Below are 24,508 nucleotides of genomic sequence, written 5' to 3'. Positions count from 1 at the left end.
CCTCACCCGTTCCCGGCCTCACCCGTTCCCGGCCTCACCCGTTCCCGGCCTCACCCGTTCCCGGCCTCACCCGTTCCCGGCCTCACCCGTTCCCGGCCTCACCCGTTCCCGGCTCCGCGGCCCGAGCCGCGCGCCCTCCTGCCCCCGTTCGGGGGCGGGCGGCCGTCGCCTTCGGTTCGGGGCACGACCGGCACCACCGGCGCGCCCGGACGCCCCGCGCAGCGCTGCCGCGGCGCGTGGGGCGTCCCGCGGGGCCCCGTAGGCCGCCCGCGGAAGGCGCCCCGCCGGGAGATAGCGGCTCCCCGGCCGCCCCGGCGCTCCCGCCCCCGGCGACACCCGCACCGCGGCAGCCGGTGCCCAGGGGAGCCGTCCGCGCTGCCGCCCGCCCGGGCCGCCGCCGTCAGCTCCGCTGACGTACGGGCCCGCGGCGGCGCAGCGCACCGGTGACCCGCTCCAGCGGCCCGCGCAGCCGCGCCGAGACGCGGTCCGCCGCGAGGGCCCAGCGCTCGGACAGCGCCCACACCGCCCGCACCGACGAGCGCGGCAGCACCAGCGCCCGCAGCCGGGTCCTGCGGTCGGCCGACGCCCGCAGCCCCGCCCGCACCGTCTGCGCGTCCTCGGCCAGCCCCTCCGCCTGACGGGGCTCGGGCGCGTAGAGCACCTGCTCCACCGCCCGGGCCGTGCGGTGCATCGCCGCCGCGGGCTCGTCCGCGAGCCCGCCGAGCCGCACGATCCGGGCCGCCGCCTTCCGCGGGGTCTGCGCCTCGTCGGGAGGGATGCCCAGATCCCAGGCGGTGTCGGTGATCTCCTGCCAGACGGCCAGGGTCCCCGCCGGGTCGTCCACCACGGCGACCGCCCCCCGGGTCCCCCCGCCGGGCGCCGGGTCCGGCTGCGTCCCGTCCGTGCCGCTGCGCGGGCGCGCCACGGCGCCCAGCCGGCGGGAGCGGGCCAGCAGCCGCCACAGCAGCGGGACGAGCAGCAGCAGGACCACCACCGCCACGACCGCGACGGTGGCCGCCACGCCGCGCCAGGAGAAGCCGCCGTCCGCCTGGACGGCCAGATCCTGCGGCGCGAGCGCCCCGCACTCGCCGAGCCTGCGCGCCTGCTCCGGGCACTCGTCGGGCCGGACCGGCGCCGCCGAGGGCTGGGCCGCCTCCCCGGGCACCGGCTCCGCCGGTGCGGGCGTGTCGCCCGCGGGGGCCTCCTCCTGCGCGTACTCCGGGACCGTGCCGCGGCTCGGCGTCGGCTCGAAGCGGGTCCAGCCCGCGCCCTCGAAGTACAGCTCCGGCCAGGCGTGCGCGTCACGCAGCCCCACCGAGAACGTGCCGTCGGGCTGTTCGGTCCCGGGGGTGAAGCCGACCGCCACCCGGGCGGGGATGCCCAGCGTGCGCGCCATCGCCGCCATGGAGAAGGAGAAGTGGACGCAGAAGCCCTCCTTCTGGTCGAGGAAGCGGCTGATGGCCGCGACACCCGTGCCCGATTCCACCTCGGTGTCGTAGCGGAAGCCGCCGTCCCGGGCGAACCAGTCCTGGAGCCGGGTGGCCCGCTCGAAGTCGTTCGCCGACCCCCGGGTGATCCGCAGCGCCGTCTGCGCGACCTTGCCGGGGAGCACCTCGGGGACGCGGGTGTACTCGCGCATGAGGTCCGCCGGGGGAGCGGGCGCCTCGGCCAGCTGCTCGCGCGTCGGCCGAACGACCAGGCTGCCGACGGAGTACTGCAGGCCCGCCGTGGTCTGGCGCCGGTCGCCGACCAGGGTGCGCCCGGCCGGCTCGAACCGCCACCGCCCGTCGATGGACACCCGGGTGGCCGGATAGGGCATGGGCAGCCAGCTCTGCTTGTAGGAGCCCGCCGCCGACAGGTTCGTGCGCACCTCGGTCACCGCGACCGCGGGGCTCAGCCCCGGCGGCTCCGGCAGGGGCGTGGGGACGTCCTCGACCGCGCGCTCGGAGGAGCGCCAGGAGGTGCCGTCGAAGCGGTCCAGGGCCACGATCCGCAGGTACATGTCCCGGTTGTCCGGTGCGTTGGTGCGGTAGCGCAGCACCTCGGTGTTCTGCGGCTGGTTCAGGCTGCTCTGGAGCGATACCAGCGGGCTCACCGCGGAGATCAGGCCGCCCCCTCCCGCGCCGCCCCCGCCCGGACCGCTGCCGGTGCCGCCGAGGAAGCCGCCCCCCAGGGCCGGCAGGCCCGCCGGGACGGCCAGCGCCACGCCGAGGGCCACCACCCCGATCCGGCGGCCGGTGCGCACCGGGGCCCGCGCACCGGACTCGCGGTCGAGGCCGCCCCGGCCGGCACGCCGAGGGGCGCCGCCGAACACCCGTCCCCAGGCCGAGAGCCGGTCCCGGCCCTCGGCGAGCAGCAGCAGCAGATAGCCGACGGCCGCCAGCAGGAACCACACCCAGCCCGTGCCGCCCCGGGAGAGCCCCGTGGCGACGGTGTACAGCGCCAGCAGCGGGAGCCCCGCGGGCGCGGCGGACCGGTAGGTGACCGCGAGGGCGTCGACGACCAGCCCGATCACCAGCACCCCGGCGACCAGCATCAGCCGGATGCCCTCGGTCGCCGGGGCCGGGATGGCGTAGCGGTTGACGTCGTCCATGCCGGAGGAGAACAGCTCCGCGAAGCGCAGCGAGGCGTCCGGGCCCGGCAGCAGCCACAGCAGCGCCGTGTCCCGGACGAAGACGAGCGTCAGCCCGAGCACCGAGACCAGCACCTGGAGCGCCAGGGTGAGCGGGCGGGCCAGCGGCACCCGGCGGGCCAGCACCCCCGTGCCGCTCTGCAGCGCCAGCAGGAACGCCGCCGCGAGGATCCAGCCCGCGCCGTCGACCAGGGGCAGCAGCGCTCCCGCGGTCAGCAGCGTGGCGGCGTACGCGCACAGCGCCAGCCGTGCCTGTCCACTCATGACCAACCCCCCGGATAGCCGTCCGCGGCGCCCGAGGACGCGGCGCCCTCCTGCCCCGCCTGCCGCCACAGGTCGGCCAGCGCGTCGCCCGGCCGGACGGGCACCGCCGTCCACCCGGCCTCGCGCAGTACCCGCACCCGTTCCTGCGCGGCACCGGGGACGTGGTCCTCGCCCGTCCAGACACCGCTGTCCAGGACGAACGCGACCGCCGCCCCGGTGCGGCGCCGCATCCGCGCCGCCAGCGCGGTCTGGTCCTCGTCGAGATCGCCGAGGAAGGCGATCAGCAGCCCCTCGGTGCCGCCGCGCAGCCCGTCGAAGGCCCGCGACAGGCCCGCACCGTCGGAGTGCTCCACGACGGCGAGGGTGTCCATCATCAGCCCGGCCGCCTCGGCGGAGCCCTGCGCGGCACCGGCGGCGCCCTCGGAGCCCTCCTCGGGAACCGAGGTGCCCGTGTCCGTCAGCAGCCGGACCGTGAAGCCCCGTTCGAGCAGGTGCATCAGGGCCGACGCGGTCCCGGAGACCGCCCACTCGAACGCCGAGTCGGGGCCGCTCCCGCGGTAGGCGGCGGCGCGGGTGTCCAGCAGCACCGTGCAGCGGGCGCGCTGCTGCTGCTCCTCCCGGCGCACCATCAGCTCGCCGTACCTGGCGGTGGAGCGCCAGTGCACCCGGCGCAGGTCGTCGCCGTGGCGGTAGGCGCGCGGGATGATGTCGTCGTCGCCCGCGAGGGCGAGGGTGCGGCGGCGCCCCTCGCCGTAGCCGGTCGCCTCGCCGGCCAGGCTCACGGGCGGCAGCGGCTCGGTGCGGGGGACGACGGTGAGGGTGTCGGAGGCCTGGAAGGAGCGGGTCAGCTCGCACATCCCGAAGGGGTCGCTCAGCCGCAGCTGGAGCGGCCCGAGGGGGTAGCGCCCGCGCAGGTCGGAGCGGACCCGGTAGGACACCTCCCGCCGCCCGCCGGCCTCCACCCGGTCCAGCACGAAGCGGGGCCGGGGGCCGAGGACGTAGGGCACGTGGTCCTGGAGCATCAGCAGCCCGGTGGGCATCCGCGAGACGTTGTCCATGCGCAGATGGACGCGGGCCTCCGAGCCCGCAGGCACCCGGCCGGGGTGCAGACGGCGGCTTCCCGCGACCCGGTAGCGGGTGCGGTGCAGCGCGGCGACGCAGATCAGCGGCAGCACGGACAGCAGCAGACCCACCCGCAGCAGGTCCCCCTGGCCCAGGGCGTAGGCGCAGCCGGCCGCGGCCACCCCCGCGGCGAGGAAGGAGCGGCCGCGGGTGGTGAGCCCGCCCAGTGCGGCGCGCACCCCGGTCCTGCCCGCGGCCTCCGGGGCCGCGGGCGCGGCGGGCCGCCCGGCGGTCATCACAGCCGCCGGGCGCCGGGCTGCTGGCCGAAGAGGGGCTGGGGCGGCCGGCCCGCGACATAGGCGCCGTCGGAGCTGCCGGTCGTGGGCACGGGGGTGCCCTGCACGATGTCCCCCACCACCTGCCCGGCGGTGCGCCGGTTCAGCTGGGCCTGGGCGGTCGGCAGCAGCCGGTGGGCGAGCACCTGCACGGCGAGCTGCTGGACGTCGTCCGGCAGGGCGTAGTCGCGACCCGCGAGCGCGGCGGAGGCCTTGGCGGCCCGCACCAGGTGCAGGGTGGCGCGCGGCGAGGCGCCGAGCCGGAGGTCGGGGTGCGTGCGCGTCGCCTGGACCAGGTCCACGGCGTACTTGCGGACCGACTCCGCGACGTGCACCTCGCGGACGGTCTCGATCAGCTTGGCGATCTCGTGCGCGTGGGCCACCGGCTGGAGGTCGTCCAGCGGGTTGACGCCGCCGTGCACGTCCAGCATCTGCACCTCGGCGCCCGCGCTCGGGTACCCCATGGAGATCCGCGCCATGAACCGGTCGCGCTGCGCCTCGGGCAGCGGGTAGGTGCCCTCCATCTCGACCGGGTTCTGGGTGGCCACCACCATGAACGGGTCGGGCAGCTCGTAGGTCTTGCCGTCGATGGTGACCTGGCGCTCCTCCATCGACTCCAGCAGCGCGGACTGGGTCTTGGGCGAGGCGCGGTTGATCTCGTCGCCGATCACGATCTGCGCGAAGATCGCCCCCGGCTTGAACTCGAACTCGCGGCGCTGCTGGTCGAAGACCGACACACCGGTGATGTCCGAGGGCAGCAGGTCCGGCGTGAACTGGATACGCCGCACGGAGGAGTCGATGGACCGCGCCAGCGCCTTGGCCAGCATCGTCTTGCCGACGCCGGGGACATCCTCGATCAGAAGATGCCCCTCGGCGAGCAGCACGGTCAGCGACAGCCGCACGACCTCGGGCTTGCCCTCGATCACACTCTCCACGGACCTGCGGACACGCTCCGCGGTCGCGGTCAGATCGCTGAGGCTCGCTCGATCGTCAAAGGTCGTCACCCGGCCCTCCTCGGCCCGTTCCGGGACCGCCGCTCGTCGGACGACGACGCGGCCCACCACGAATCGCGGGCACCGTCCCCGGATCCGTCCGGAGGGCGCCACACTCGCATTCTTGTTGGCGGCACCGCGTCGTGTCACTCGCCTGTGGACAACCGAAGGCGAATAGACGGTTTCGACCCGATCTGTCCGACGCTCGGGTGTCCGCTCGTCACGCAGCGGGTTCGAAACCCGCCGCGCGGCGGGGTCGGATCATGCCATACGGAGGGCGGAGAGCATCACGCGGCCGGTGCGGAGCCGCCGGACGCGGGGCTGATCTCGCGCAGCAGGCCGGTCCGCACGTCGAAGACGAAGCCGCGGATGTCGTCGTTGTGCAGCAGGAAGGGGGAGGTGCGCACCCGCTGCATCGACTGCCGTACGTCCTGGTCCACGTCGCGGAAGGCCTCCACCGCCCAGGCGGGGCGCTGGCCGACCTCCTCCTCCAGCTCCATCCGGAACTCCTCGGTGATCGTCTCCAGACCGCAGCCGGTGTGGTGGACGAGGATCACGCTGCGGGTGCCGAGGGCCCGCTGGCTGATGGTGAGCGAGCGGATCACGTCGTCGGTGACGACCCCGCCGGCGTTGCGGATGGTGTGGCAGTCGCCGAGTTCCAGGCCCAGCGCGGCGTGCAGGTCGAGGCGGGCGTCCATGCAGGCCACGACGGCCACCTTCAGCACGGGACGCGCGTCCATGCCCGGGTCCTGGAAGGCGGAGGCGTAGGTGCGGTTCGCCTCGACGAGGCGATCGGTCACGGTTCCGGCGCCGGCGGGCGCGTGCGCAGAAGTCGACATGGCTCGAAGGTATCCGTCACAGGGGGCGGGGGGCCGCGGTGAGGGCGGACAAAGAGCGCCAACACACCCGCCTGTGAGCTAATGCACAGGCCATCCGGCCCCCTCCGGGCGACGCGCTGTGCGGTTGATTGACCGGCCCGGGCCGTCGACTAGAGTGACGCGCAGTTCCCGGAAGCCGCCCGCAGACGCCACCGGCAGACGTGCGTCGGCCTCCCCCGACCGTCTCCCGCATCCCGCGTGCGCGACGTACGCGCGGCCCGGCCCTGCTCCGCACCGCGCCGGATCTGAGAGGGCGCATGAGCCAGACCCGACACGTCCCGGTGATGCTCCAGCGGTGCCTGGACCTGTTGGCCCCCGCACTGGAGCAGCCCGCCCCCGGTGGAGGGGCGCCCGTCGTGGTCGACTGCACCCTCGGGCTCGGCGGCCACAGCGAGGCCCTGCTCACCCGCTTCCCCGAGGTCCGGCTCGTCGCCCTGGACCGCGACACGGAGGCCCTCCGGCTCGCCGGGGAGCGGCTCGCGCCCTTCGGCGACCGCGCCACCCTGGTGCACGCGGTCTACGACGAACTCCCCGGCGTCCTCGGGCGCCTCGGCATCCCGAGCGTCCAGGGGGTCCTCTTCGACCTGGGCGTCTCCTCCATGCAGCTGGACGAGGCCGGCCGCGGCTTCGCCTACGCGCAGGACGCCCCGCTGGACATGCGCATGGACCAGACGACCGGCATCAGCGCGGCGGAGGTCCTCAACACCTACCCCGCCGGCGAACTGGTGCGGATCCTGCGCGCCTACGGCGAGGAGAAGCAGGCGAAGCGCATCGTCTCCGCGGTGGTCCGGGAGCGCGAGAAGGAGCCCTTCACCACCAGCGCCCGGCTCGTGGAGCTGATCCGCGACTCCCTGCCGCAGGCCGCCAAGCGCACCGGGGGCAACCCCGCCAAGCGGACCTTCCAGGCGCTGCGCATCGAGGTCAACGGCGAGCTGTCCGTCCTCGAGAGGGCCGTCCCCGCCGCCGTCGCGGCCCTCGCGGTCGGCGGCCGGATCGCCGTGCTCTCCTACCACTCGCTGGAGGACCGGCTGGTCAAGCAGGTCCTCGCCGCCGGAGCCGCCACCACCGCGCCGCCCGGGCTGCCGGTGGTCCCCGAGGAGTACCAGCCGCGGCTGAAGCTGCTGACCCGCGGCGCCGAACTGCCCACCGAGGAAGAGGTGACCGAGAACCGCCGCGCCGCCCCCGCGCGTCTGAGAGGGGCGCAGCGCATCCGTGAGGACGTCTCCTAGCGGCACCGGTGCCCCAGGGGCCGCGGAGGCCGCGGCGCCGACCGCGCCCCGCCCGGTGGGGCGGCCCGCTCCCGCCCGCCGGGCCGCCGGAGGCACCCGAGCGGCGAGGGGCACGGAGGAGGGCGCCGGCGGGCGGTGCGCGACCCGCGGGTACGAGGCGATGCGGAGGACACCGTGAGCACAACGGCGAGGCAGCTGCGAGGAAAGGCCGCCCGGCTCGCCCGGCTGCTGCCGTCCGGGCCCAGCAGCGCCGCGAGGACGCCCTTCGTCCTGCTGGTCGTCCTGCTGCTGTCCGGCGGGCTGATCACTCTGCTGCTGCTCAACTCCTCCCTCAGCCAGGGCTCGTTCCGGCTGAGCGAGCTGAAGAAGCGCACCACCGAGCTCACCGACCAGCAGCAGGCGCTCCAGCGCGACGTGGACGGCCGGTCCGCGCCCGACGCCCTCGCACGCCGCGCCCGCGAACTCGGCATGGTCCCCGGGGGCAGCCCCGCCTTCCTGGACACCGACGGCACCGTCCGCGGCGTCCCCGGCGAGGCGACCGCACCCCCTCCGCCCCCGTCCGCCGCCACGCCCTCCTCCGGCACCGCCGACGCCGCGGACGAGGCCGCTCCGGAGCCGTCCGCGGCCCCCTCCGCCACGACCGGGGCCGACGCGGGCCCCGGCGCCTCTCCCGCACCGCCCGCACCCTCCGCCGAGCCGTCCCCGAGCCCGTCCCCGACCTCCTCCGGCAGGTGACCCCGTGCCCTCCCACGAACCCCCGCGGCGCCGTGTGCCGGGCCCGGCACGGCGCCCCTCCGCGCCCCCGCGCCGCGGCGGAGGGCGGCCCGCCCGGCGCCGGCCCGGCCCGGGGCCGCGCCGGCCGCGCACCATCACCCTCGGCAACCCCAGGCCCCGGCTGCGCCTGGTCAGCCTGGCGCTGACGCTGGTGATGCTGGCCTTCGTCGTGCGGCTGCTGCAGGTGCAGGCCGTCGACGCGGACGCCTACGCCGCCAAGGCCGACAAGAACCGCTACGGCAGCGTCACCCTGGCCGCCGAGCGCGGCCGGATCACCGACCGGACCGGCACCGCGCTCGCCACCTCCGTCGACGCCCACGACATCACCGCCGACCCCAAGATGTTCACCCCCGGGGAGAGCAAGGCGCCCGACGCGCCCGAGCAGGCGGCGGCCCTGCTCGCGCCGATCCTCGGCGCCGACCCCGAGGTCCTGGCCGAGCGCCTGCGCAAGCCCGGCTCCCGCTACGCCGTCCTCGCCCGCCGCCAGACCCCCCAGGTGTGGCGGCAGATCAAGGACCTCAAGGGCGTCTACGCCGAGAAGGCCGCCGCCGACAAGCGGGCGGGCGGCCCCGGCGCCAACGTGCTCGCCGGGGTCTTCCAGGAGCCCAGCAGCAGGCGGGTGTACCCCAACGGGGACCTGGCCGCCGCGATACTGGGCTACGTCAACGCCGAGGGCCGCGGCGCCGGGGGCGTCGAGTCGATGCTCGACACGACGCTCGCCGGGCAGGACGGCACGGTCACCTACGTCCAGTCGGGCGGCCGGCGGATCCCCACCGCCGGTTCCCGCGAGGTCCCCGCCGTGCCCGGCTCCGACGTGGAGCTGACCATCGACCGCGACATCCAGTGGGCCGCCCAGCGCGCCATCGAGGACCAGGTCGCCGAGTCCGCGGCGGACCGCGGCTACGTCATCGTGCAGAACGCCCGCACCGGCGAGGTCCTCGCCATGGCCAACGCCCCGGGCTTCGACCCCAACGACCTGCGCAGCGCCGACCCCGGGGCACTGGGCAACGCCGCGCTCCAGGACGCCTACGAGCCGGGCTCCACGGCCAAGGTGATGTCCATGGCCGCCGTGCTGGAGGAGGAGAAGGCCACCCCGGCCACCCGTGTCGTCGTCCCCAACCGGCTGCACCGCGGCGACCGGCTGTTCAAGGACGACATCGACCACCCGACCTGGTACCTGACGCTCAACGGCGTCCTCGCCAAGTCGAGCAACATCGGCACCATCCTGGCCACCGGCCAGCTCGGACCGACGCAGCGCGAGGCCAACCGGGTGCTCCACTCCTACCTGCGGGCCTTCGGCCTCGGCAGCACCAGCGGCATCGGCTATCCGGGCGAGACGGCCGGGATCCTCGCCGACCCCGCCGACTGGTCCACCTCGCAGCAGTACACGATCCCCTTCGGCCAGGGCCTGTCCGTCAACGCCCTCCAGGCCGCGTCCGTCTACTCGACCATCGCCAACGGCGGGGTCCGCGTCGCACCCACCCTGGTGCGCGGCACCCGGGGGCCCGACGGCCGGTTCTCCGCCGCGCCCGCCCCCCGCAAGGAGCGGGTGGTCAGCGAGGAGACCGCGCGCACCCTGGCCACCATGCTCGAATCCGTCGTCGACGACGAGGAGGGCACCGGGACCAAGGCGCGCATCCCCGGCTACCGCGTCGCCGGCAAGACCGGTACGGCCAACCGGGTCGACCCCGAACTCGGCCGCTACAAGGGCTACACCGCCTCCTTCGCCGGCTTCGCCCCCTCGGACGCGCCCGAGGTCACCGTCTACTGCGCCATCCAGAACCCCACCAAGGGCAGCTACTTCGGCGGCCAGATCTGCGGGCCGGTCTACCGGGAGGTCATGGAGTTCGCCCTGAAGACCCTGCAGGTCCCGCCGACGGGCAGGGCACCGGCCCGGCTGCCCGTGACCTTCGAACCCGGTGAGTGACGCACCAGGAGGAACCAGTGACGACCATCACGCCCGGCCCCGGGAACCGCCCGGCAGGCGGCCCCCGTTTTTCCCCCGGGCCGTCCGCGCCCGGTACGCTCACCGCCGTGCCACACGCTGATCAGTCCCGAAACCCCCAGCCCGCAGCCGACCACGCCGGAGCCCCGCGCCCGGAACGGCCCAGCCCGACGAGCCTCGGGGGCCTGGCGGCCCGGCTGGGCGTCCCGGCCCCGGCGGAGGCGGAGATCACCGGCATCACCCACGACTCCCGGGCCGTGCGCCCCGGCGACGTCTACGCCGCCCTTCCGGGCGCGCGGTTCCACGGTGCCGACTTCGCGGCCCAGGCCGCCGACCTGGGGGCCGCCGCGATCCTGACCGACCCCTCCGGCGCGGAGCGCGCCGCCGCCACCGGAGTGCCGGTGCTCGTCACCGACGACCCGCGCTCCCACATGGGCGACCTCGCCGCCGAGATCTACGGCCGCCCGGGCAGGGACCTGCTCCAGATCGGCATCACCGGCACCTCCGGCAAGACCACCACCGCCTACCTGGTCGAGGGCGGGCTGCGCGCGGCCGGCCGGGCGACCGGCCTGATCGGCACGGTGGAGATGCGCATCGGGGACGAGCGCATCAAGTCCGAGCGGACCACGCCGGAGGCCACCGACCTCCAGGCGCTCTTCGCGGTCATGCGCGAACGCGGCGTCGACTCCGTCGCCATGGAGGTCTCCAGCCACGCCCTGGTGCTCGGCCGGGTCGACGGCTGCGTCTTCGACATCGCGGTCTTCAACAACCTCAGCCCGGAGCACATGGAGTTCCACTCCGGCATGGAGGACTACTTCCAGGCCAAGGCCCGGCTGTTCACCCCCGAGCGCAGCGGCAAGGCCGTCGTCAACCTCGACGACGAGTACGGGCGCAGGCTGGTCAAGGAGGCCACCGTGCCGGTGACCACCTTCTCCGCCGAGGGCCATCCGGACGCCGACTGGCGCGCCGAGGACGTGCAGGTGGGCTCCGTCGGCTCCACCTTCACCGCGGTCGGGCCGGGCGGACTGCGGGTGCACGCCCGGTCGCCGCTCCCCGGCCCGTTCAACGTCGCCAACACGCTCGCCGCGCTCACCGTCCTCGCGGTCGCCGGGATCGACCCGCAGACCGCCGCCGACGGAATCGGGGCCGTCCCCGGCGTGCCGGGCCGCCTGGAGCGGGTGGACGCGGGCCAGCCCTACCTCGCCGTCGTCGACTACGCGCACAAGACCGACGCCGTCGAGTCCGTGCTGCGCTCGCTGCGCAAGGTCACCGAGGGCCGGGTGCACATCGTCCTCGGCTGCGGCGGCGACCGGGACACCTCCAAGCGCGGCCCGATGGGGGCCGCCGCCGCCCGTCTCGCCGACACCGCCGTGCTCACCTCGGACAACCCGCGCTCCGAGGACCCCCTCGCCATCCTGGCGGCCATGCTGGCCGGTGCCGCCGAGGTCCCGATCCACGAGCGCGGGGACGTCCTGGTCTTCGAGGAGCGCGGCGCCGCCATCGCGGCGGCCGTCGCCCGGGCGGAGAAGGGCGACACCGTGCTCGTCGCCGGCAAGGGCCACGAGCAGGGCCAGGACATCGCCGGCGTCGTCCGCGCCTTCGACGACCGCACGGTGCTCCGCGCCGCCATCGAGGCGCGGGAGGCCGGTACCGGGGAGCGAACGGATCGCGCCACCGCACACGAGAAGACCCAGGGATGACCCAGTGATCGCCCTCTCCCTCGCCGAGATCGCCGAAATCGTCGGCGGGCAGACCCACGACATACCGGATCCGGCCATCCAGGTCACCGGCAGCGTCGTCATCGACTCCCGGGCCGTGGAGCCCGGGGGGCTGTTCGCCGCGTTCCGGGGCGAGCACGCCGACGGGCACGACTTCGCCGCCGGCGCCGTGGACCGGGGCGCCGTGGCGGTCCTCGCCGCCCGCCCGCTGGGCCTGCCCGCCATCGTCGTGGACGACGTCCAGGGCGCCCTCGGGCGGCTCGCCCGGGCCGTGGTGGAGCGCCTGGGCACGCAGGTCGTCGCCCTCACCGGCTCGGCCGGGAAGACCAGCACCAAGGACCTCGTGGCCCAGGTCCTCGGGCGCAAGGCGCCCACGGTCTTCACCCCCGGCTCCCTCAACAACGAGATCGGCCTGCCGCTCACCGCGCTGACCGCGACCGCCGAGACCGAGCACCTGGTGCTGGAGATGGGGGCGCGTGGAATCGGCCATATCCGCTATCTCACCGAGCTCACCCCCCCGCGGATCGGCCTGGTGCTCAACGTCGGCACCGCCCACATCGGCGAGTTCGGCGGCCGGGAGCAGATCGCCCGGGCGAAGGGCGAACTGGTCGAGTCCCTGCCCGAGGAAGGCGTCGCCGTCCTCAACGCCGACGACCCGCTGGTCCGCGCCATGGCGGACCGGACCCGGGCGCGGGTGCTGCTGTTCGGCGAGGCCGCCGACGCGGCGGTCCGTGCCGAGAATGTCCGGCTCACGAAGCTCGGACAGCCCTCCTTCACCCTTCACACACCCACCGGGTGCAGCACCGTGACCATGCGGCTGTACGGTGAGCACCACGTGTCGAACGCGCTCGCCGCGGCCGCCGTCGCCCATGAGCTGGGCATGCCTGTGGACGAGATCGCCCTCGCGCTCTCCGAGGCGGGCACCCTCTCCCGCTGGCGCATGGAGGTCACCGAGCGTCCGGACGGCGTCACGATCGTCAACGACGCCTACAACGCGAACCCCGAGTCCATGCGTGCCGCGCTGCGGGCGCTGGCCGCCATGGGCGAGGCCGCACGGGCCGAAGGGGGCCGTACGTGGGCGGTGCTCGGCATGATGGCCGAGCTCGGCGACGCGGCGCTGGCCGAGCACGACGCGGTCGGTCGGCTGGCCGTCCGGCTCAATGTCGGCAGGCTCGTCGCGGTCGGGGGCAGGGAAGCGTCCTGGTTGCAACTGGGCGCATACAACGAGGGTTCGTGGGGTGAGGAGTCGGTGCACGTGTCCGACGCGCAGGCGGCGGTCGACCTGTTGCGCGCAGAGTTGCGCCCGGGTGATGTCGTGCTGGTGAAGGCGTCCCGGTCGGTGGGCCTGGAACGGGTCGCCGCGGCGCTGCTCGAGGGTGAGGGTGCCGTCCGATGAGGCAGATCCTCTTCGCCGGGGCCATCGGCCTCTTCCTCACCCTGATCGGCACCCCGCTGCTCATCAAGCTCCTCGCACGCAAGGGGTACGGGCAGTTCATCCGGGACGACGGCCCGCGGACGCACGGCAGCAAGAAGGGCACGCCCACCATGGGCGGCATCTCCTTCATCCTGGCCACGCTCATCGCCTACGCCCTCGCCAAGGTGATCACTGGGGAGGACCCGACCTTCTCGGGCCTGCTGGTCCTCTTCCTGATGGCGGGCATGGGCCTGGTCGGCTTCCTCGACGACTACATCAAGATCGTCAAGCAGCGCTCGCTGGGCCTGCGGGCCAAGGCGAAGATGGCCGGCCAGCTGATCGTCGGCATCGCCTTCGCGGTGCTGTCGCTGCAGTTCGCCGACAGCCGCGGCAACACCCCGGCCTCCACCAAGCTGTCGTTCATCACGGACTTCGGCTGGTCGATCGGCCCGGTGCTGTTCGTCATCTGGGCGCTGTTCATGATCCTCGCCATGTCGAACGGCGTGAACCTGACGGACGGTCTGGACGGCCTCGCCACCGGCGCCTCGGTGATGGTCTTCGGCGCCTACACCTTCATCGGCCTGTGGCAGTTCCAGGAGTCCTGCGCCAACGCCCAGACCCTGACCAACCCCAACGCCTGCTTCGAGGTGAGGGATCCGCTCGACCTCGCGGTCGTGGCCTCGGCACTGATGGGCGCCTGCTTCGGCTTCCTGTGGTGGAACACCTCGCCGGCCAAGATCTTCATGGGCGACACCGGCTCGCTGGCGCTCGGCGGCGCCCTGGCGGGTCTGGCGATCTGCTCCCGCACCGAACTGCTGCTCGCGCTCCTCGGCGGCCTGTTCGTCCTCATCACCATGTCCGTGGTGATCCAGGTCGGCTCCTTCCGGATGACCGGCAAGCGGGTCTTCAGAATGGCGCCCCTCCAGCACCACTTCGAACTCAAGGGGTGGTCCGAGGTCCTGGTGGTGGTCCGCTTCTGGATCATCCAGGGCATGTGCGTGATCGTGGGACTGGGCCTCTTCTACGCGGGATGGGCAGCCGACAAGTGAGCCACTGGCAGGGCAGGAAGATCACCGTCGCCGGCCTGGGCGTGAGCGGCGTCAGCGCCGCGCGCGCCCTGGCCCGGCTGGGCGCCGAGGTGACCGTCGTCGACGGCGGTTCCGGCGAAGCGCACCGGGCCCGCGCGGCCGAACTCGCCGACGAGGGCGTCGCCGTGCGCCTCGGCGACGCCGAGACGCTGCCCGAGGGCACCGGGCTGGTGGTCACCTCGCCCGGCTGGAAGCCCTCCAGCCCGCTGTTCGCGGCCGCGGCCGCCGCCGGGGTCGACGTCGTCGGGGACGTCGAGATCGCCTGGCGGCTGCGCGGCCCGGACGCTCCGCCCTGGCTCGCCGTCACCGGCACCAACGGCAAGACCACCACGACCCGGATGCTGGCCTCGATCCTGACCGCCGCCGGACTGCGCACCGCCGCCATCGGCAACATCGGCACCCCGATCGTCGACGTGGTGACCGGCGGCGAGCCCTACGACGTGCTCGCCGTGGAACTCTCCAGCTACCAGCTGCACTGGGCACCCTCGCTGCGCGCCCACTCCGCGGCCGTGCTCAACCTCGCCCCGGACCACCTGGACTGGCACGGCTCCATGGAGGCCTACGCCGCCGACAAGGGCCGGATCTACGAGGGCAACACCGTCGCCTGCGTCTACAACGCCGCCGACAAGGCCACCGAGGACCTGGTCCGCGAGGCGGACGTGGTGGAGGGCTGCCGGGCCGTGGGCTTCACGCTGGGCACCCCCGGCCCCTCCCAACTCGGCGTCGTCGAGGGCATCCTGGTGGACCGCGCCTTCGTCGAGGAGCGCCACCGGCAGGCGCAGGAGCTCGCCGAGGTCTCCGACGTCCGGCCGCCGGCCCCGCACAACATCGCCAACGCCCTCGCGGCGGCGGCCCTCGCGCGCGCCTTCGGCGTCCCCGCGCAGGCCGTCCGCGACGGACTGCGCGCCTTCAGCCCCGACCCGCACCGCATCGACCACGTCGCCGACGTGGACGGCGTGGCGTACGTGGACGACTCCAAGGCGACCAACACCCACGCGGCCCAGGCCTCGCTCGCCGCCTACGACCCGATCGTCTGGATCGCCGGGGGCCTCGCCAAGGGCGCCGCCTTCGACGAACTGGTCGCGCAGTCCGCCGGGCGCCTGCGGGGCGCCGTGCTGATCGGGGCCGACCGCGCCCTGGTCCGCGAGGCCCTGGCGCGACACGCCCCCGACGTCCCGGTGGTGGACCTCGACCGGACCGACACTGGGGCGATGGCCGCCGCGGTCGCCGAGGCCGCGCGGCTCGCCCGGCCCGGGGACACCGTCCTGCTGGCCCCGGCCTGCGCGTCGATGGACATGTTCACCAACTACACCGAGCGGGGCGAGGCGTTCGCGGAAGCGGTCCGCGCCCTCGCCGACGAGCGCGGCTGACGGCCACCGGGCCCGGCGCTCCCGCCGGGCCCGACTGGAGGGACAGCGACCATGCCGCCCACACCGCACGGGGACACCGCAGCCCCCGGTCCTCCCGGGGGCGACCGGGAGCCGACGGCCGGCCCCTCCCGGCGCCGAGTGCTCCGCGCCGGCGCCCCGGAACCCCGTCCGGCCCCGGCCGGGGGCTCCGCCCTCCGGCCGCTGCCGCGCTCGCGCCCGGGGACGGCGGCCCGGCCGCCGGCCTCCCGGGCCGCCCGGCCCGGGGCGACGCCCGGCCCGCGGGGGCTGTACGAGCGGGCGCGCAGGGGCTGGGACCGGCCGCTGACCTCCTATTACCTGATCTTCGGCAGCAGCCTGCTGATCATCGTGCTGGGCCTGGTGATGGTCTACTCGGCCTCGATCATCCAGGCCCTGGAGTACTCGCTCCCCGCCTCGTACTTCTTCCGGAAGCAGTTCCTCGCCGCACTGATCGGCGGGGCGCTGCTGCTGGCCGCCTCGCGGATGCCGGTCCCCCTGCACCGGGCGCTGTCCTACCCGCTGCTGGTGGGTGCGGTCTTCCTCATGGTGCTGGTGCAGGTGCCGGGGATAGGGCACGCGGTCAACGGCAACCAGAACTGGATCCACCTCGGCGGGCCCTTCCAGCTCCAGCCCAGCGAGTTCGGCAAGCTGGCACTCATCCTGTGGGGGGCGGACCTGCTCGCCCGCAAGCAGGACAAGCGGCTGCTGACGCAGTGGAAGCACCTGCTGGTCCCGCTGGTCCCGGTGGCCTTCCTGCTGCTCGGCCTGATCATGCTGGGCGGGGACATGGGCACGGCCATCATCCTCGCCGCGGTCCTGTTCGGTCTGCTGTGGCTCGCCGGGGCGCCCACCCGGCTGTTCGCCGGGGTGCTCGGCGTCGCCGTGCTCGCCGGTGCCGTCCTGATCTGGACGAACCCGACCCGGATGTCCCGGCTGCAGTGCATCGGCGCCAGCGACCTGGGACCCCGAGGCGAGTGCTGGCAGGCCGTGCACGGCATCTATGCTCTTGCCTCCGGCGGATGGTTCGGTTCGGGCCTGGGGGCGAGTGTGGAAAAATGGGGCCAACTGCCTGAACCGCACACCGACTTCATCTTCGCCGTCACCGGTGAGGAACTGGGGCTGGCGGGGACGCTGTCGGTGCTCGCGCTGTTCGCGGCTCTAGGCTATGCGGGTATCCGCGTCGCCGGACGCACGGAGGACCCATTCGTCAGGTACGCAGCCGGAGGTGTGACCACCTGGATCACGGCCCAGGCCGTGGTCAACATCGGTGCGGTGCTCGGCCTGCTGCCGATCGCCGGTGTCCCGCTTCCGCTGTTCTCCTACGGAGGGTCGGCCCTGCTGCCGACGATGTTCGCGGTCGGGCTGCTGATCGCCTTCGCCCGGCAGGACCCGGCGGCGAAGGCGGCGCTGGCCGCCCGGAGGCCCGGCGTGAGATGGAAGTCGATGAGACGGCGCATGACGAAGCGTCCGTCCGGAGAGCGGTGAATTTCGGTGCATGTCGTACTCGCCGGTGGGGGGACCGCCGGCCACATCGAGCCCGCGCTCGCCCTCGCGGACGCCCTGCGCAGGCAGGACCCGACCGTGGGCATCACGGCCCTGGGCACGGAGCGCGGACTGGAGACGCGGCTCGTCCCCGAGCGGGGGTACGAGCTGGCGCTCATCCCCGCCGTCCCGCTGCCGCGCAAGCCCACACCCGAGCTGATCACGGTGCCCGGGCGGCTGCGCGGCACCATCAAGGCCGCCGAGCAGGTCCTGGAGCGCACCAAGGCCGACTGCGTCGTCGGCTTCGGAGGCTATGTCGCGCTGCCCGGCTATCTGGCGGCCAAGCGCCTCGGCGTGCCGATCGTGGTGCACGAGGCGAACGCCCGCCCCGGCCTGGCCAACAAGATCGGCTCCCGGTACGCGGCCTCCGTCGCCGTCGCCACCCCCGACAGCAAGCTCCGCGACGCGCGCTACATCGGCATCCCGCTGCGCCACTCCATCGCGACGCTCGACCGGGCGCGGGTGCGCCCCGAGGCGCGGGCGGCGTTCGGGCTCGACCCCAACCTGCCGACCCTCCTGGTCTCGGGCGGTTCGCAGGGCGCCCGCCGGCTCAACGAGGTGGTCCAGCAGATCGCCCCGGTGCTCCAGCGCTCCGGTATCCAGGTCCTCCACGCGGTCGGCCCGAAGAACGAACTGCCGCACGTGGACAACATGCCCGGGATGCCGCCCTATGTGCCGGTACCGTACGTGGACCGGATGGATCTCGCGTACGCCGCGGCGGACATGATGCTCTGCCGCGCGGGCGCGATGACCGTCGCGGAGCTCTCCGCCGTCGGGCTGCCCGCCGCCTACGTCCCGCTGCCGATCGGCAACGGCGAACAGCGGCTCAACGCCCAGCCGGTGGTCAAGGCGGGCGGCGGACTGCTGGTGGACGACGCCGAGCTGACCCCCGAATGGGTCCAGGGCAACGTCGTGCCCGTGCTCGCCGATCCGCACCGGCTGTACGAGATGTCCCGTGCGGCTGCCGAGTTCGGGCGGCGGGACGCCGACGAGCTGCTCGTCGGAATGGTGTACGAGGCGATTGCTGCACGCCGCCGGGCGTGAGGAGGCAGGGAGCGTGGCCGGACCCACCACCGCCGAGCGCGGTGCACGACAGCCCCGGGACGGATCCGGGGGCTCCGGGGGTCCGGCCCCGGCACCCGGCCGGGAGGGCGGCGCCCGCCGCGGTCGGCGCCTGCGCCGCGCGCTGGTCGCCGCCGTCGCCGCCGCTTCGGTCCTGGCGGGGCTCGCCTGGGTGCTCTACGGCTCCCCCTGGCTGAGGACCCGGGAGGTCGGCACCACCGGCACCCGGCTGCTGACCCCCGAGGAGGTCGAGCGCGTGGCGGACGTGCCGATCGGCGCCCCCCTCGCCTCGGTCGACACCGCGGGGACGGAGGCCCGCCTGCTGCGGGAGCTGCCCCGGATCCGCTCGGTTCGGGCGGTGCGCTCCTGGCCGCACGCCATCCGCCTGGAGGTGACGGAGCGCACGGCCGTCCTGCTGCTGCGCGAGGGCTCGCAGTACGCCGAAGTCGACGCCGAGGGGGTGCAGTTCGCCACCGTCCCGGTGGCGCCCCGGGGGATCCCGCTGCTGGAGGTGGACGCCGCGCGCTCCCCGAGCCGGGCGCGGTTCGGCGAGGACCGCCTGCTGGCGGCGGCGGTGGCGGTCCGGAGCCGCATCCCCGAGGACGTGGTGGGCGACCTGGTCGCCGTCAAAGTCCGTTCGTATGACGATATTTCTCTGCGTTTGACCGGAGATCGCACGGTTCTCTGGGGCAGTTCGGAGGAGGGCGAGGCGAAGGCCCGCGCGCTCACCGCGCTGCTGAAGGCCGCGCCGGATGCCGGGCGCTATGACGTGACGGTGCCCACCGCGCCTGCCTCCTCAGGGAGTTGACGGGTATCTGCCCAGGCCAGCACCCTGGTTGGGCATCGTGGGGCGTGATCACATAGGGTGAAAAGAAAAACGGGAGGTTCGGCGTGTTCGTTGTACGGGCGCCGCTCGCCGACTTAGTGTCCTGTTCGGAAGAGTCCAGGGAACAGGCACACTGATAACCCTAAACTTCACCCTTAGGGTTCGGGTCGGCAGCCGAGCTGGTCGGGCCGTCCGTCCCCATTCGACATCAGTCGTCGCACCGCAGCCCGCGAGGCGGCGACACGTAACTCGAGGCGAGAGGCCTTCGACGTGGCAGCACCGCAGAACTACCTCGCAGTCATCAAGGTCATCGGTGTCGGCGGCGGTGGTGTCAATGCCATCAACCGGATGATCGAGGTCGGTCTCAAGGGCGTCGAGTTCATCGCGATCAACACCGACGCGCAAGCGCTGTTGATGAGCGACGCCGACGTCAAGCTCGACGTCGGCCGCGAACTCACCCGCGGCCTCGGCGCCGGAGCCAACCCGGCGGTCGGCCGGAAGGCGGCAGAGGACCACCGCGAGGAGATCGAGGAGGTCCTCAAGGGGGCCGACATGGTCTTCGTCACGGCCGGTGAGGGCGGCGGAACGGGCACCGGCGGCGCCCCCGTCGTCGCCAACATCGCCCGCTCGCTCGGCGCCCTGACCATCGGCGTCGTGACGCGCCCCTTCACCTTCGAGGGCCGCCGGCGGGCCAACCAGGCGGAGGACGGCATCGCCGAGCTCCGCGAAGAGGTCGACACCCTCATCGTCATCCCCAACGACCGCCTGCTGTCCATCTCGGACCGCCAGGTGAGCGTGCTGGACGCCTTCAAGTCGGCGGACCAGGTCCTGCTCTCGGGCGTCCAGGGCATCACCGACCTCATCACCACCCCCGGCCTGATCAACCTCGACTTCGCGGACGTCAAGTCCGTGATGTCCGAGGCGGGGTCCGCCCTGATGGGCATCGGCTCCGCCCGCGGCGACGACCGCGCGGTGGCGGCGGCGGAGATGGCGATCTCCTCGCCGCTGCTGGAGGCGTCCATCGACGGCGCCCGCGGGGTGCTGCTCTCCATCTCCGGCGGCAGCGACCTGGGCCTGTTCGAGATCAACGAGGCCGCCCAGCTCGTCAGCGAGGCGGCCCACCCCGAGGCGAACATCATCTTCGGCGCGGTGATCGACGACGCGCTCGGCGACGAGGTGCGGGTCACCGTCATCGCCGCCGGCTTCGACGGGGGCCAGCCCCCGGCACGGCGCGAGAACGTGATCGGCTCGGCCTCCGCCAAGCGCGAGGAGGCGGCCCCGGCCCCGGCACGCAGCGAGACGGCCCGCCCGTCGGGCGGCCTGGGCACCGTGCCCGTCCGCGAGGAGCCGCCCGCCCCGGCCGAGCCCGCGCCCGTCGCCGGCGACACCGCCCAGGCCCCGGCCCCGCCGCAGGTCCCCTCCGCCCGTCCGTACGACACCCAGGCCGAGGAACTGGACGTCCCGGACTTCCTCAAGTGACCGTGCAGCACGAGGCCATAGACGAGAGCGGCGCGCACTTCGCCTTCACCGACCGGTGGGGCGGGGTGAGCGCCGCTCCGTACGAGCGGCTCAACCTCGGCGGCGCCGTCGGCGACGACCCCGCGGCCGTACGGGAGAACCGGTCCATCGCCGCCCGGGCCCTCGGCCTGGACGCGGATCGGGTCGTCTGGATGAACCAGGTCCACGGCAGGGACGTCGCCGTCGTCGACGGGCCCTGGGCGAAGGGGCCGGTCCCCGCCGTCGACGCGCTGGTCACCGCCCGGCGCGGACTGGCGCTCGCGGTGCTCACCGCCGACTGCACCCCCGTGCTGCTGGTCGACCCCGAGGCCGGGGTGGTCGGCGCGGCCCATGCCGGGCGGCCCGGCACGGTCGCCGGGGTCGTGCCGGCGACCGTGGCGGCGATGCGCTCGCTCGGAGCCGAACCGGAACGCATCATCGCCCGTACCGGACCGGCCGTATGCGGTCGCTGCTACGAGGTTCCCGAGCAGATGCGGTCCGATGTGGCCGAAGCGGAACCGGCGGCCTGGTCCGAGACCAGCTGGGGGACGCCGGCCGTGGACGTCACCGCCGCGGTCCACGCCCAACTTGCCGCGCTCGGTGTCGCGGACCTGGCCGCCTCGCCGGTCTGCACCCTGGAGTCGCCGGACCACTACTCGTACCGGCGCGACCGCACCACCGGGCGGCTCGCCGGATACGTCTGGCTCGAGGACCGGGGAGAGCGATGACCGACGACCGCAGGGCCGAGCTCGCCGCCAACCTGGCGGGCGTCGAGGAGCGGATCGCCGCCGCCTGCGCCGCGGCCGGCCGTCCGCGCGAGGAGGTGACCCTGATCGTGGTCACCAAGACCTACCCGGCATCCGACGTGCGCATCCTCCACGGGCTCGGCGTCCGCCACATGGCGGAGAACCGCGACCAGGACGCGGCGCCGAAGGCCGCCGCCTGCGCGGACCTGGACATCCACTGGCATTTCGTCGGCCAGTTGCAGACCAACAAGGTCCGTTCCGTTGCGGGTTATGCCGATACGGTGCAGTCCGTCGACCGGCTCCGGCTGGTGACCGCCCTCTCCGGGGCCGCCGTGCGCGCCGGCCGGGAGGTCACCTGCCTGGTGCAGGTCGCGCTGGACGCCGAGTCCGGCCAGCAGGGGGAGCGGGGCGGTGTCGCGCCCGACGGTGTGGCGGAGTTGGCCGACGCGGTCGCCGGCTCCCCGGGGCTCCGCCTCGGCGGGCTGATGACCGTGGCGCCGCTCCGGGGCCCCTACGCGGGACGGCAACAGGCCGCGTTCGAGCGTCTGATGGAATCGTCGTCCCGCCTGCGCGCCGACCATCCGGCTGCGAACATGGTGTCGGCGGGGATGAGTGCGGACCTCGAACAGGCCGTGGCGGCGGGTGCGACACATGTACGCGTCGGCACCGCGGTACTCGGAGTCCGCCCGAGGCTCGGGTAACGTCGCGAAGCAAGTCGGACCACAGTAGAAAATATGGTCATTACCGCTGAAAGGCGGGCAGACCGCGTGGATACGGGCACTTGGTGACGATTGCCGATCCACCACAGAGCGGAGGACTCAGAGAATGGCCGGCGCTATGCGCAAGATGGCGGTCTACCTCGGCCTCGTGGAGGACGATGGGTACGACGGCCGGGGCTTCGACCCCGATGACGACTTCGAACCCGAGCCCGAGCCGGAGCGCGAGCACCGGCGGCACGCGCCCCCGCAGCAGGTCGAGCGGGAGGAGCCGGTCCGGGCCACCGCCCCGCCGGCGCCCCGCGAGCCGGTCTCCCTCCCCGTCGAGAACCCCCGCCCCGCGCGTATCGCCCCCGTGGCATCCATCACACCCGACCGCCCGAGCCTGGAGAAGAACGCACCGGTGATCATGCCCAAGGTCGTGTCCGAGCGGGAGCCCTACCGCATCACCACGTTGCACCCGCGGACCTACAACGAGGCCCGTACCATCGGGGAACACTTCCGCGAGGGCACGCCTGTGATCATGAACCTCACGGAGATGGACGACACCGATGCGAAGCGACTTGTCGACTTTGCCGCGGGGCTCGTCTTCGGTCTGCATGGCAGCATTGAACGCGTGACGCAGAAGGTGTTCCTGTTGTCGCCTGCTAACGTCGATGTCACGGCTGAGGACAAGGCCCGCATCGCTGAGGGCGGATTCTTCAACCAGAGCTGAGGAAAGACACCGGGAACGACCCGGCCGGAAGCGGCCGGCAACGAGAGACCAGGGGAGAGGGAAGCGCGGGATGGGCGTCGCACTACAAGTGATCTACATCGCGCTGATGTGCTTCCTGGTCGTGCTGATCTTCCGGCTGGTCATGGACTACGTCTTCCAGTTCGCGCGTTCATGGCAGCCCGGCAAGGCGATGGTGGTCGTTCTGGAGGCCACCTACACTGTCACCGATCCACCGCTCAAGCTCCTTCGGCGGTTCATCCCGCCGTTGCGTCTCGGGGGCGTGGCACTCGACCTGTCCTTCTTCGTTCTGATGATCATCGTCTACATCCTGATCTCCGTCGTACGCGGCGTGGGGAGCTAGGTGTGAGCGATACGGTCCTGCCGACTGCCGACGACTACGTAGAGGTGAAGAAGAGATGCCGCTGACCCCCGAGGACGTGCGGAACAAGCAGTTCACGACCGTCCGCCTTCGAGAAGGCTATGACGAGGACGAGGTCGATGCCTTCCTCGACGAGGTCGAAGCCGAACTGACCCGCCTGCTCCGCGAGAACGAGGACCTGCGCGCCAAGCTGGCCGCGGCGACCCGTGCGGCTGCCCAGAACCAGCAACAGCAGGGCATGCGCAAACCCCCGGAGCCCCAGGACGGGCGCGGCGGGCCCGGGGCTCCCGTCCCCGCCGCCATATCCGGACCGCCGCAGCAGCAGCAGCCTCCGCAGATGGGCCCGCCCCAGCTGCCGGGCGGCGCGCCCCAGCTGCCTGCCGGCCCCAGCCACGGCGGCCCCCAGGGTCCCGGCGGCCCCATGGGCCCCGGTCCGATGCAGGGCGGCGGCCCCATGGGCGGTCCGATGGGCGGCCCCATGGGCGGTCACGGCGGCCCGCAGGGTCCCGGCCCGATGGGCGGCGGCCAGGGCCCCGGCGGCGACAGTGCCGCGCGTGTGCTCTCGCTGGCCCAGCAGACCGCCGACCAGGCGATCGCCGAGGCCCGCTCCGAGGCCAACAAGATCGTCGGCGAGGCCCGTTCGCGTGCCGAGGGCCTGGAGCGCGACGCCCGTGCCAAGGCCGACGCCCTGGAGCGGGACGCCCAGGAGAAGCACCGGGTGGCCATGGGCTCGCTGGAGTCCGCCCGCGCCACCCTGGAGCGCAAGGTCGAGGACCTGAGGGGCTTCGAGCGCGAGTACCGCACCCGCCTCAAGTCGTACCTGGAGTCGCAGCTGCGCCAGCTGGAGACCCAGTCCGACGACTCCCTCGCCCCGCCGCGCTCTCCCGCCGCCGCCTCGCTGCCGCCGTCCCCGGCGCCGTCGATGGCACCGGCCGGTGCGAGCGCCCCGTCCTACGGCGGCAACCAGCCGATGGGCGGCCACGGCGGCCCGTCCTCCTCCGGTCCGTCCTACGGCGGCCAGCAGCAGATGTCCCCGGCGATGACCCAGCCGATGGCACCGGTGCGACCGCAGGCGCCGCAGCCGATGCAGCAGGCTCCCTCGCCGATGCGCGGTTTCCTGATCGACGAGGACGACAACTGACCGGCCCGGGCGCGCAGCGCGCGTAGAGCCGTCGGCAGACAGCGGGACCGGGCCCGGGGTGCACACCAGCACCCCGGGCCCGGTCCTTTTCCTTTGGCGCTTCACCGCCGCCGTGTCCGCCGCGCCCGGCCCGCCGCGCCCGGCCCGTCGAACCCGGCGCGGCGG

Annotated in this window: 20 protein-coding genes; 16 read left to right on the top strand and 4 right to left on the bottom strand. The window is 73.9% G+C overall.

Annotated features, from left to right (window positions below; genetic code table 11):
• Positions 1-400 precede the first annotated feature (400 nt).
• The 4 genes from ACGF15_RS18800 to ACGF15_RS18785 form a co-directional block, all read right to left on the bottom strand.
• A complete protein-coding gene (locus ACGF15_RS18800; protein ID WP_392800248.1) occupies positions 401-2,896 on the bottom strand; it encodes a DUF3488 and DUF4129 domain-containing transglutaminase family protein in 2,496 nt (831 codons plus the stop codon).
• The gene (locus tag ACGF15_RS18795; protein WP_392800245.1) at positions 2,893-4,254 is read right to left on the bottom strand and encodes a DUF58 domain-containing protein; all 1,362 of its coding nucleotides are present in this window, start codon (positions 4,252-4,254) and stop codon (positions 2,893-2,895) included. Before ACGF15_RS18795 ends, ACGF15_RS18800 begins: the two co-directional genes overlap by 4 nt.
• On the bottom strand, positions 4,254-5,297 hold the full coding sequence (locus ACGF15_RS18790; RefSeq protein ID WP_345614622.1) for a MoxR family ATPase: 1,044 nt from the start codon (positions 5,295-5,297) through the stop codon (positions 4,254-4,256). The genes ACGF15_RS18795 and ACGF15_RS18790 overlap by 1 nt, the downstream gene beginning before the upstream one ends.
• A gap of 275 nt (positions 5,298-5,572) precedes the next feature.
• Positions 5,573-6,124, bottom strand: a complete 552-nt coding sequence (locus ACGF15_RS18785; RefSeq protein ID WP_345614623.1) for a carbonic anhydrase — start codon at positions 6,122-6,124, stop codon at positions 5,573-5,575.
• A 296-nt stretch (positions 6,125-6,420) separates the two neighbouring features.
• On the opposite strand from ACGF15_RS18785, the gene rsmH reads away from it, so the two are divergent.
• The 16 genes from rsmH (at position 6,421) to ACGF15_RS18705 (ending at position 24,343) form a co-directional block, all read left to right on the top strand.
• Positions 6,421-7,392, top strand: a complete 972-nt coding sequence (gene rsmH / locus ACGF15_RS18780; RefSeq protein ID WP_345614624.1) for a 16S rRNA (cytosine(1402)-N(4))-methyltransferase RsmH — start codon at positions 6,421-6,423, stop codon at positions 7,390-7,392.
• A 174-nt stretch (positions 7,393-7,566) separates the two neighbouring features.
• Positions 7,567-8,127: a cell division protein FtsL gene (locus ACGF15_RS18775; protein WP_362605987.1), complete on the top strand. Its 561-nt coding sequence runs from the start codon at positions 7,567-7,569 to the stop codon at positions 8,125-8,127.
• Positions 8,128-8,131: 4 nt separating this feature from the next.
• Positions 8,132-10,093: a peptidoglycan D,D-transpeptidase FtsI family protein gene (locus ACGF15_RS18770; RefSeq protein ID WP_392800240.1), complete on the top strand. Its 1,962-nt coding sequence runs from the start codon at positions 8,132-8,134 to the stop codon at positions 10,091-10,093.
• Between the two features lie 17 nt (positions 10,094-10,110).
• Positions 10,111-11,811 carry a UDP-N-acetylmuramoyl-L-alanyl-D-glutamate--2,6-diaminopimelate ligase gene (locus ACGF15_RS18765; RefSeq protein ID WP_362605981.1) on the top strand — a complete coding sequence of 567 codons (1,701 nt, stop codon included), beginning with the start codon at positions 10,111-10,113 and terminating at the stop codon, positions 11,809-11,811.
• 4 nt (positions 11,812-11,815) lie between these two features.
• Positions 11,816-13,225 (top strand): UDP-N-acetylmuramoyl-tripeptide--D-alanyl-D-alanine ligase, encoded by a 1,410-nt coding sequence (gene murF / locus ACGF15_RS18760; RefSeq protein ID WP_362605978.1) that lies wholly within the window; start codon positions 11,816-11,818, stop codon positions 13,223-13,225.
• Positions 13,222-14,292, top strand: coding sequence for a phospho-N-acetylmuramoyl-pentapeptide-transferase (mraY, locus tag ACGF15_RS18755; protein WP_256526302.1), 1,071 nt, complete (start codon positions 13,222-13,224; stop codon positions 14,290-14,292). Before murF ends, mraY begins: the two co-directional genes overlap by 4 nt.
• The gene (gene murD, locus ACGF15_RS18750) at positions 14,274-15,701 is read left to right on the top strand and encodes a UDP-N-acetylmuramoyl-L-alanine--D-glutamate ligase (RefSeq protein ID WP_362605974.1); all 1,428 of its coding nucleotides are present in this window, start codon (positions 14,274-14,276) and stop codon (positions 15,699-15,701) included. The genes mraY and murD overlap by 19 nt, the downstream gene beginning before the upstream one ends.
• Before the next feature lie 51 nt (positions 15,702-15,752).
• On the top strand, positions 15,753-17,204 hold the full coding sequence (gene ftsW, locus ACGF15_RS18745) for a putative lipid II flippase FtsW (protein WP_362605971.1): 1,452 nt from the start codon (positions 15,753-15,755) through the stop codon (positions 17,202-17,204).
• Between the two features lie 6 nt (positions 17,205-17,210).
• Positions 17,211-18,305, top strand: coding sequence for an undecaprenyldiphospho-muramoylpentapeptide beta-N-acetylglucosaminyltransferase (gene murG, locus ACGF15_RS18740; RefSeq protein WP_345614631.1), 1,095 nt, complete (start codon positions 17,211-17,213; stop codon positions 18,303-18,305).
• Positions 18,306-18,318: 13 nt separating this feature from the next.
• Positions 18,319-19,131: a cell division protein FtsQ/DivIB gene (locus tag ACGF15_RS18735; RefSeq protein WP_392800233.1), complete on the top strand. Its 813-nt coding sequence runs from the start codon at positions 18,319-18,321 to the stop codon at positions 19,129-19,131.
• 288 nt (positions 19,132-19,419) lie between these two features.
• Positions 19,420-20,628 (top strand): cell division protein FtsZ, encoded by a 1,209-nt coding sequence (gene ftsZ, locus ACGF15_RS18730; RefSeq protein WP_392800230.1) that lies wholly within the window; start codon positions 19,420-19,422, stop codon positions 20,626-20,628.
• Entirely contained in the window at positions 20,625-21,374 is a 750-nt protein-coding gene (gene pgeF / locus ACGF15_RS18725; RefSeq protein ID WP_345614634.1) for a peptidoglycan editing factor PgeF, read from the top strand. Before ftsZ ends, pgeF begins: the two co-directional genes overlap by 4 nt.
• Positions 21,371-22,093 (top strand): YggS family pyridoxal phosphate-dependent enzyme, encoded by a 723-nt coding sequence (locus tag ACGF15_RS18720; RefSeq protein WP_345614635.1) that lies wholly within the window; start codon positions 21,371-21,373, stop codon positions 22,091-22,093. The genes pgeF and ACGF15_RS18720 overlap by 4 nt, the downstream gene beginning before the upstream one ends.
• Before the next feature lie 124 nt (positions 22,094-22,217).
• Positions 22,218-22,823 (top strand): cell division protein SepF, encoded by a 606-nt coding sequence (locus ACGF15_RS18715; protein ID WP_345614636.1) that lies wholly within the window; start codon positions 22,218-22,220, stop codon positions 22,821-22,823.
• A 70-nt stretch (positions 22,824-22,893) separates the two neighbouring features.
• The gene (locus ACGF15_RS18710) at positions 22,894-23,184 is read left to right on the top strand and encodes a YggT family protein (protein ID WP_256526311.1); all 291 of its coding nucleotides are present in this window, start codon (positions 22,894-22,896) and stop codon (positions 23,182-23,184) included.
• Between the two features lie 55 nt (positions 23,185-23,239).
• Positions 23,240-24,343 carry a DivIVA domain-containing protein gene (locus tag ACGF15_RS18705; protein WP_345614637.1) on the top strand — a complete coding sequence of 368 codons (1,104 nt, stop codon included), beginning with the start codon at positions 23,240-23,242 and terminating at the stop codon, positions 24,341-24,343.
• Positions 24,344-24,508: the final 165 nt, after the last annotated feature.

It is taken from the genome of Streptomyces sp. NPDC048001, from assembly GCF_043203115.1.
Classification (GTDB): Bacteria; Actinomycetota; Actinomycetes; order Streptomycetales; family Streptomycetaceae; genus Streptomyces; species Streptomyces sanyensis.
This window is presented reverse-complemented; position numbering and strand designations above follow the sequence as displayed.

What these genes read in the sequence shown, in the direction of transcription:
- ACGF15_RS18710 (WP_256526311.1), top strand. Translation starts at nt 22,894, where the DNA reads ATGGGCGTCGCACTACAAGTGATCTACATCGCGCTGATGTGCTTCCTG.
- ACGF15_RS18715 (WP_345614636.1), top strand. Translation starts at nt 22,218, where the DNA reads ATGGCCGGCGCTATGCGCAAGATGGCGGTCTACCTCGGCCTCGTGGAG.
- ACGF15_RS18785 (WP_345614623.1), bottom strand. Translation starts at nt 6,124, where the DNA reads ATGTCGACTTCTGCGCACGCGCCCGCCGGCGCCGGAACCGTGACCGAT.
- ACGF15_RS18795 (WP_392800245.1), bottom strand. Translation starts at nt 4,254, where the DNA reads ATGACCGCCGGGCGGCCCGCCGCGCCCGCGGCCCCGGAGGCCGCGGGC.
- rsmH (WP_345614624.1), top strand. Translation starts at nt 6,421, where the DNA reads ATGAGCCAGACCCGACACGTCCCGGTGATGCTCCAGCGGTGCCTGGAC.
- mraY (WP_256526302.1), top strand. Translation starts at nt 13,222, where the DNA reads ATGAGGCAGATCCTCTTCGCCGGGGCCATCGGCCTCTTCCTCACCCTG.
- ftsW (WP_362605971.1), top strand. Translation starts at nt 15,753, where the DNA reads ATGCCGCCCACACCGCACGGGGACACCGCAGCCCCCGGTCCTCCCGGG.
- ACGF15_RS18720 (WP_345614635.1), top strand. Translation starts at nt 21,371, where the DNA reads ATGACCGACGACCGCAGGGCCGAGCTCGCCGCCAACCTGGCGGGCGTC.
- ACGF15_RS18705 (WP_345614637.1), top strand. Translation starts at nt 23,240, where the DNA reads ATGCCGCTGACCCCCGAGGACGTGCGGAACAAGCAGTTCACGACCGTC.
- ACGF15_RS18800 (WP_392800248.1), bottom strand. Translation starts at nt 2,896, where the DNA reads ATGAGTGGACAGGCACGGCTGGCGCTGTGCGCGTACGCCGCCACGCTG.
- murD (WP_362605974.1), top strand. Translation starts at nt 14,274, where the DNA reads ATGGGCAGCCGACAAGTGAGCCACTGGCAGGGCAGGAAGATCACCGTC.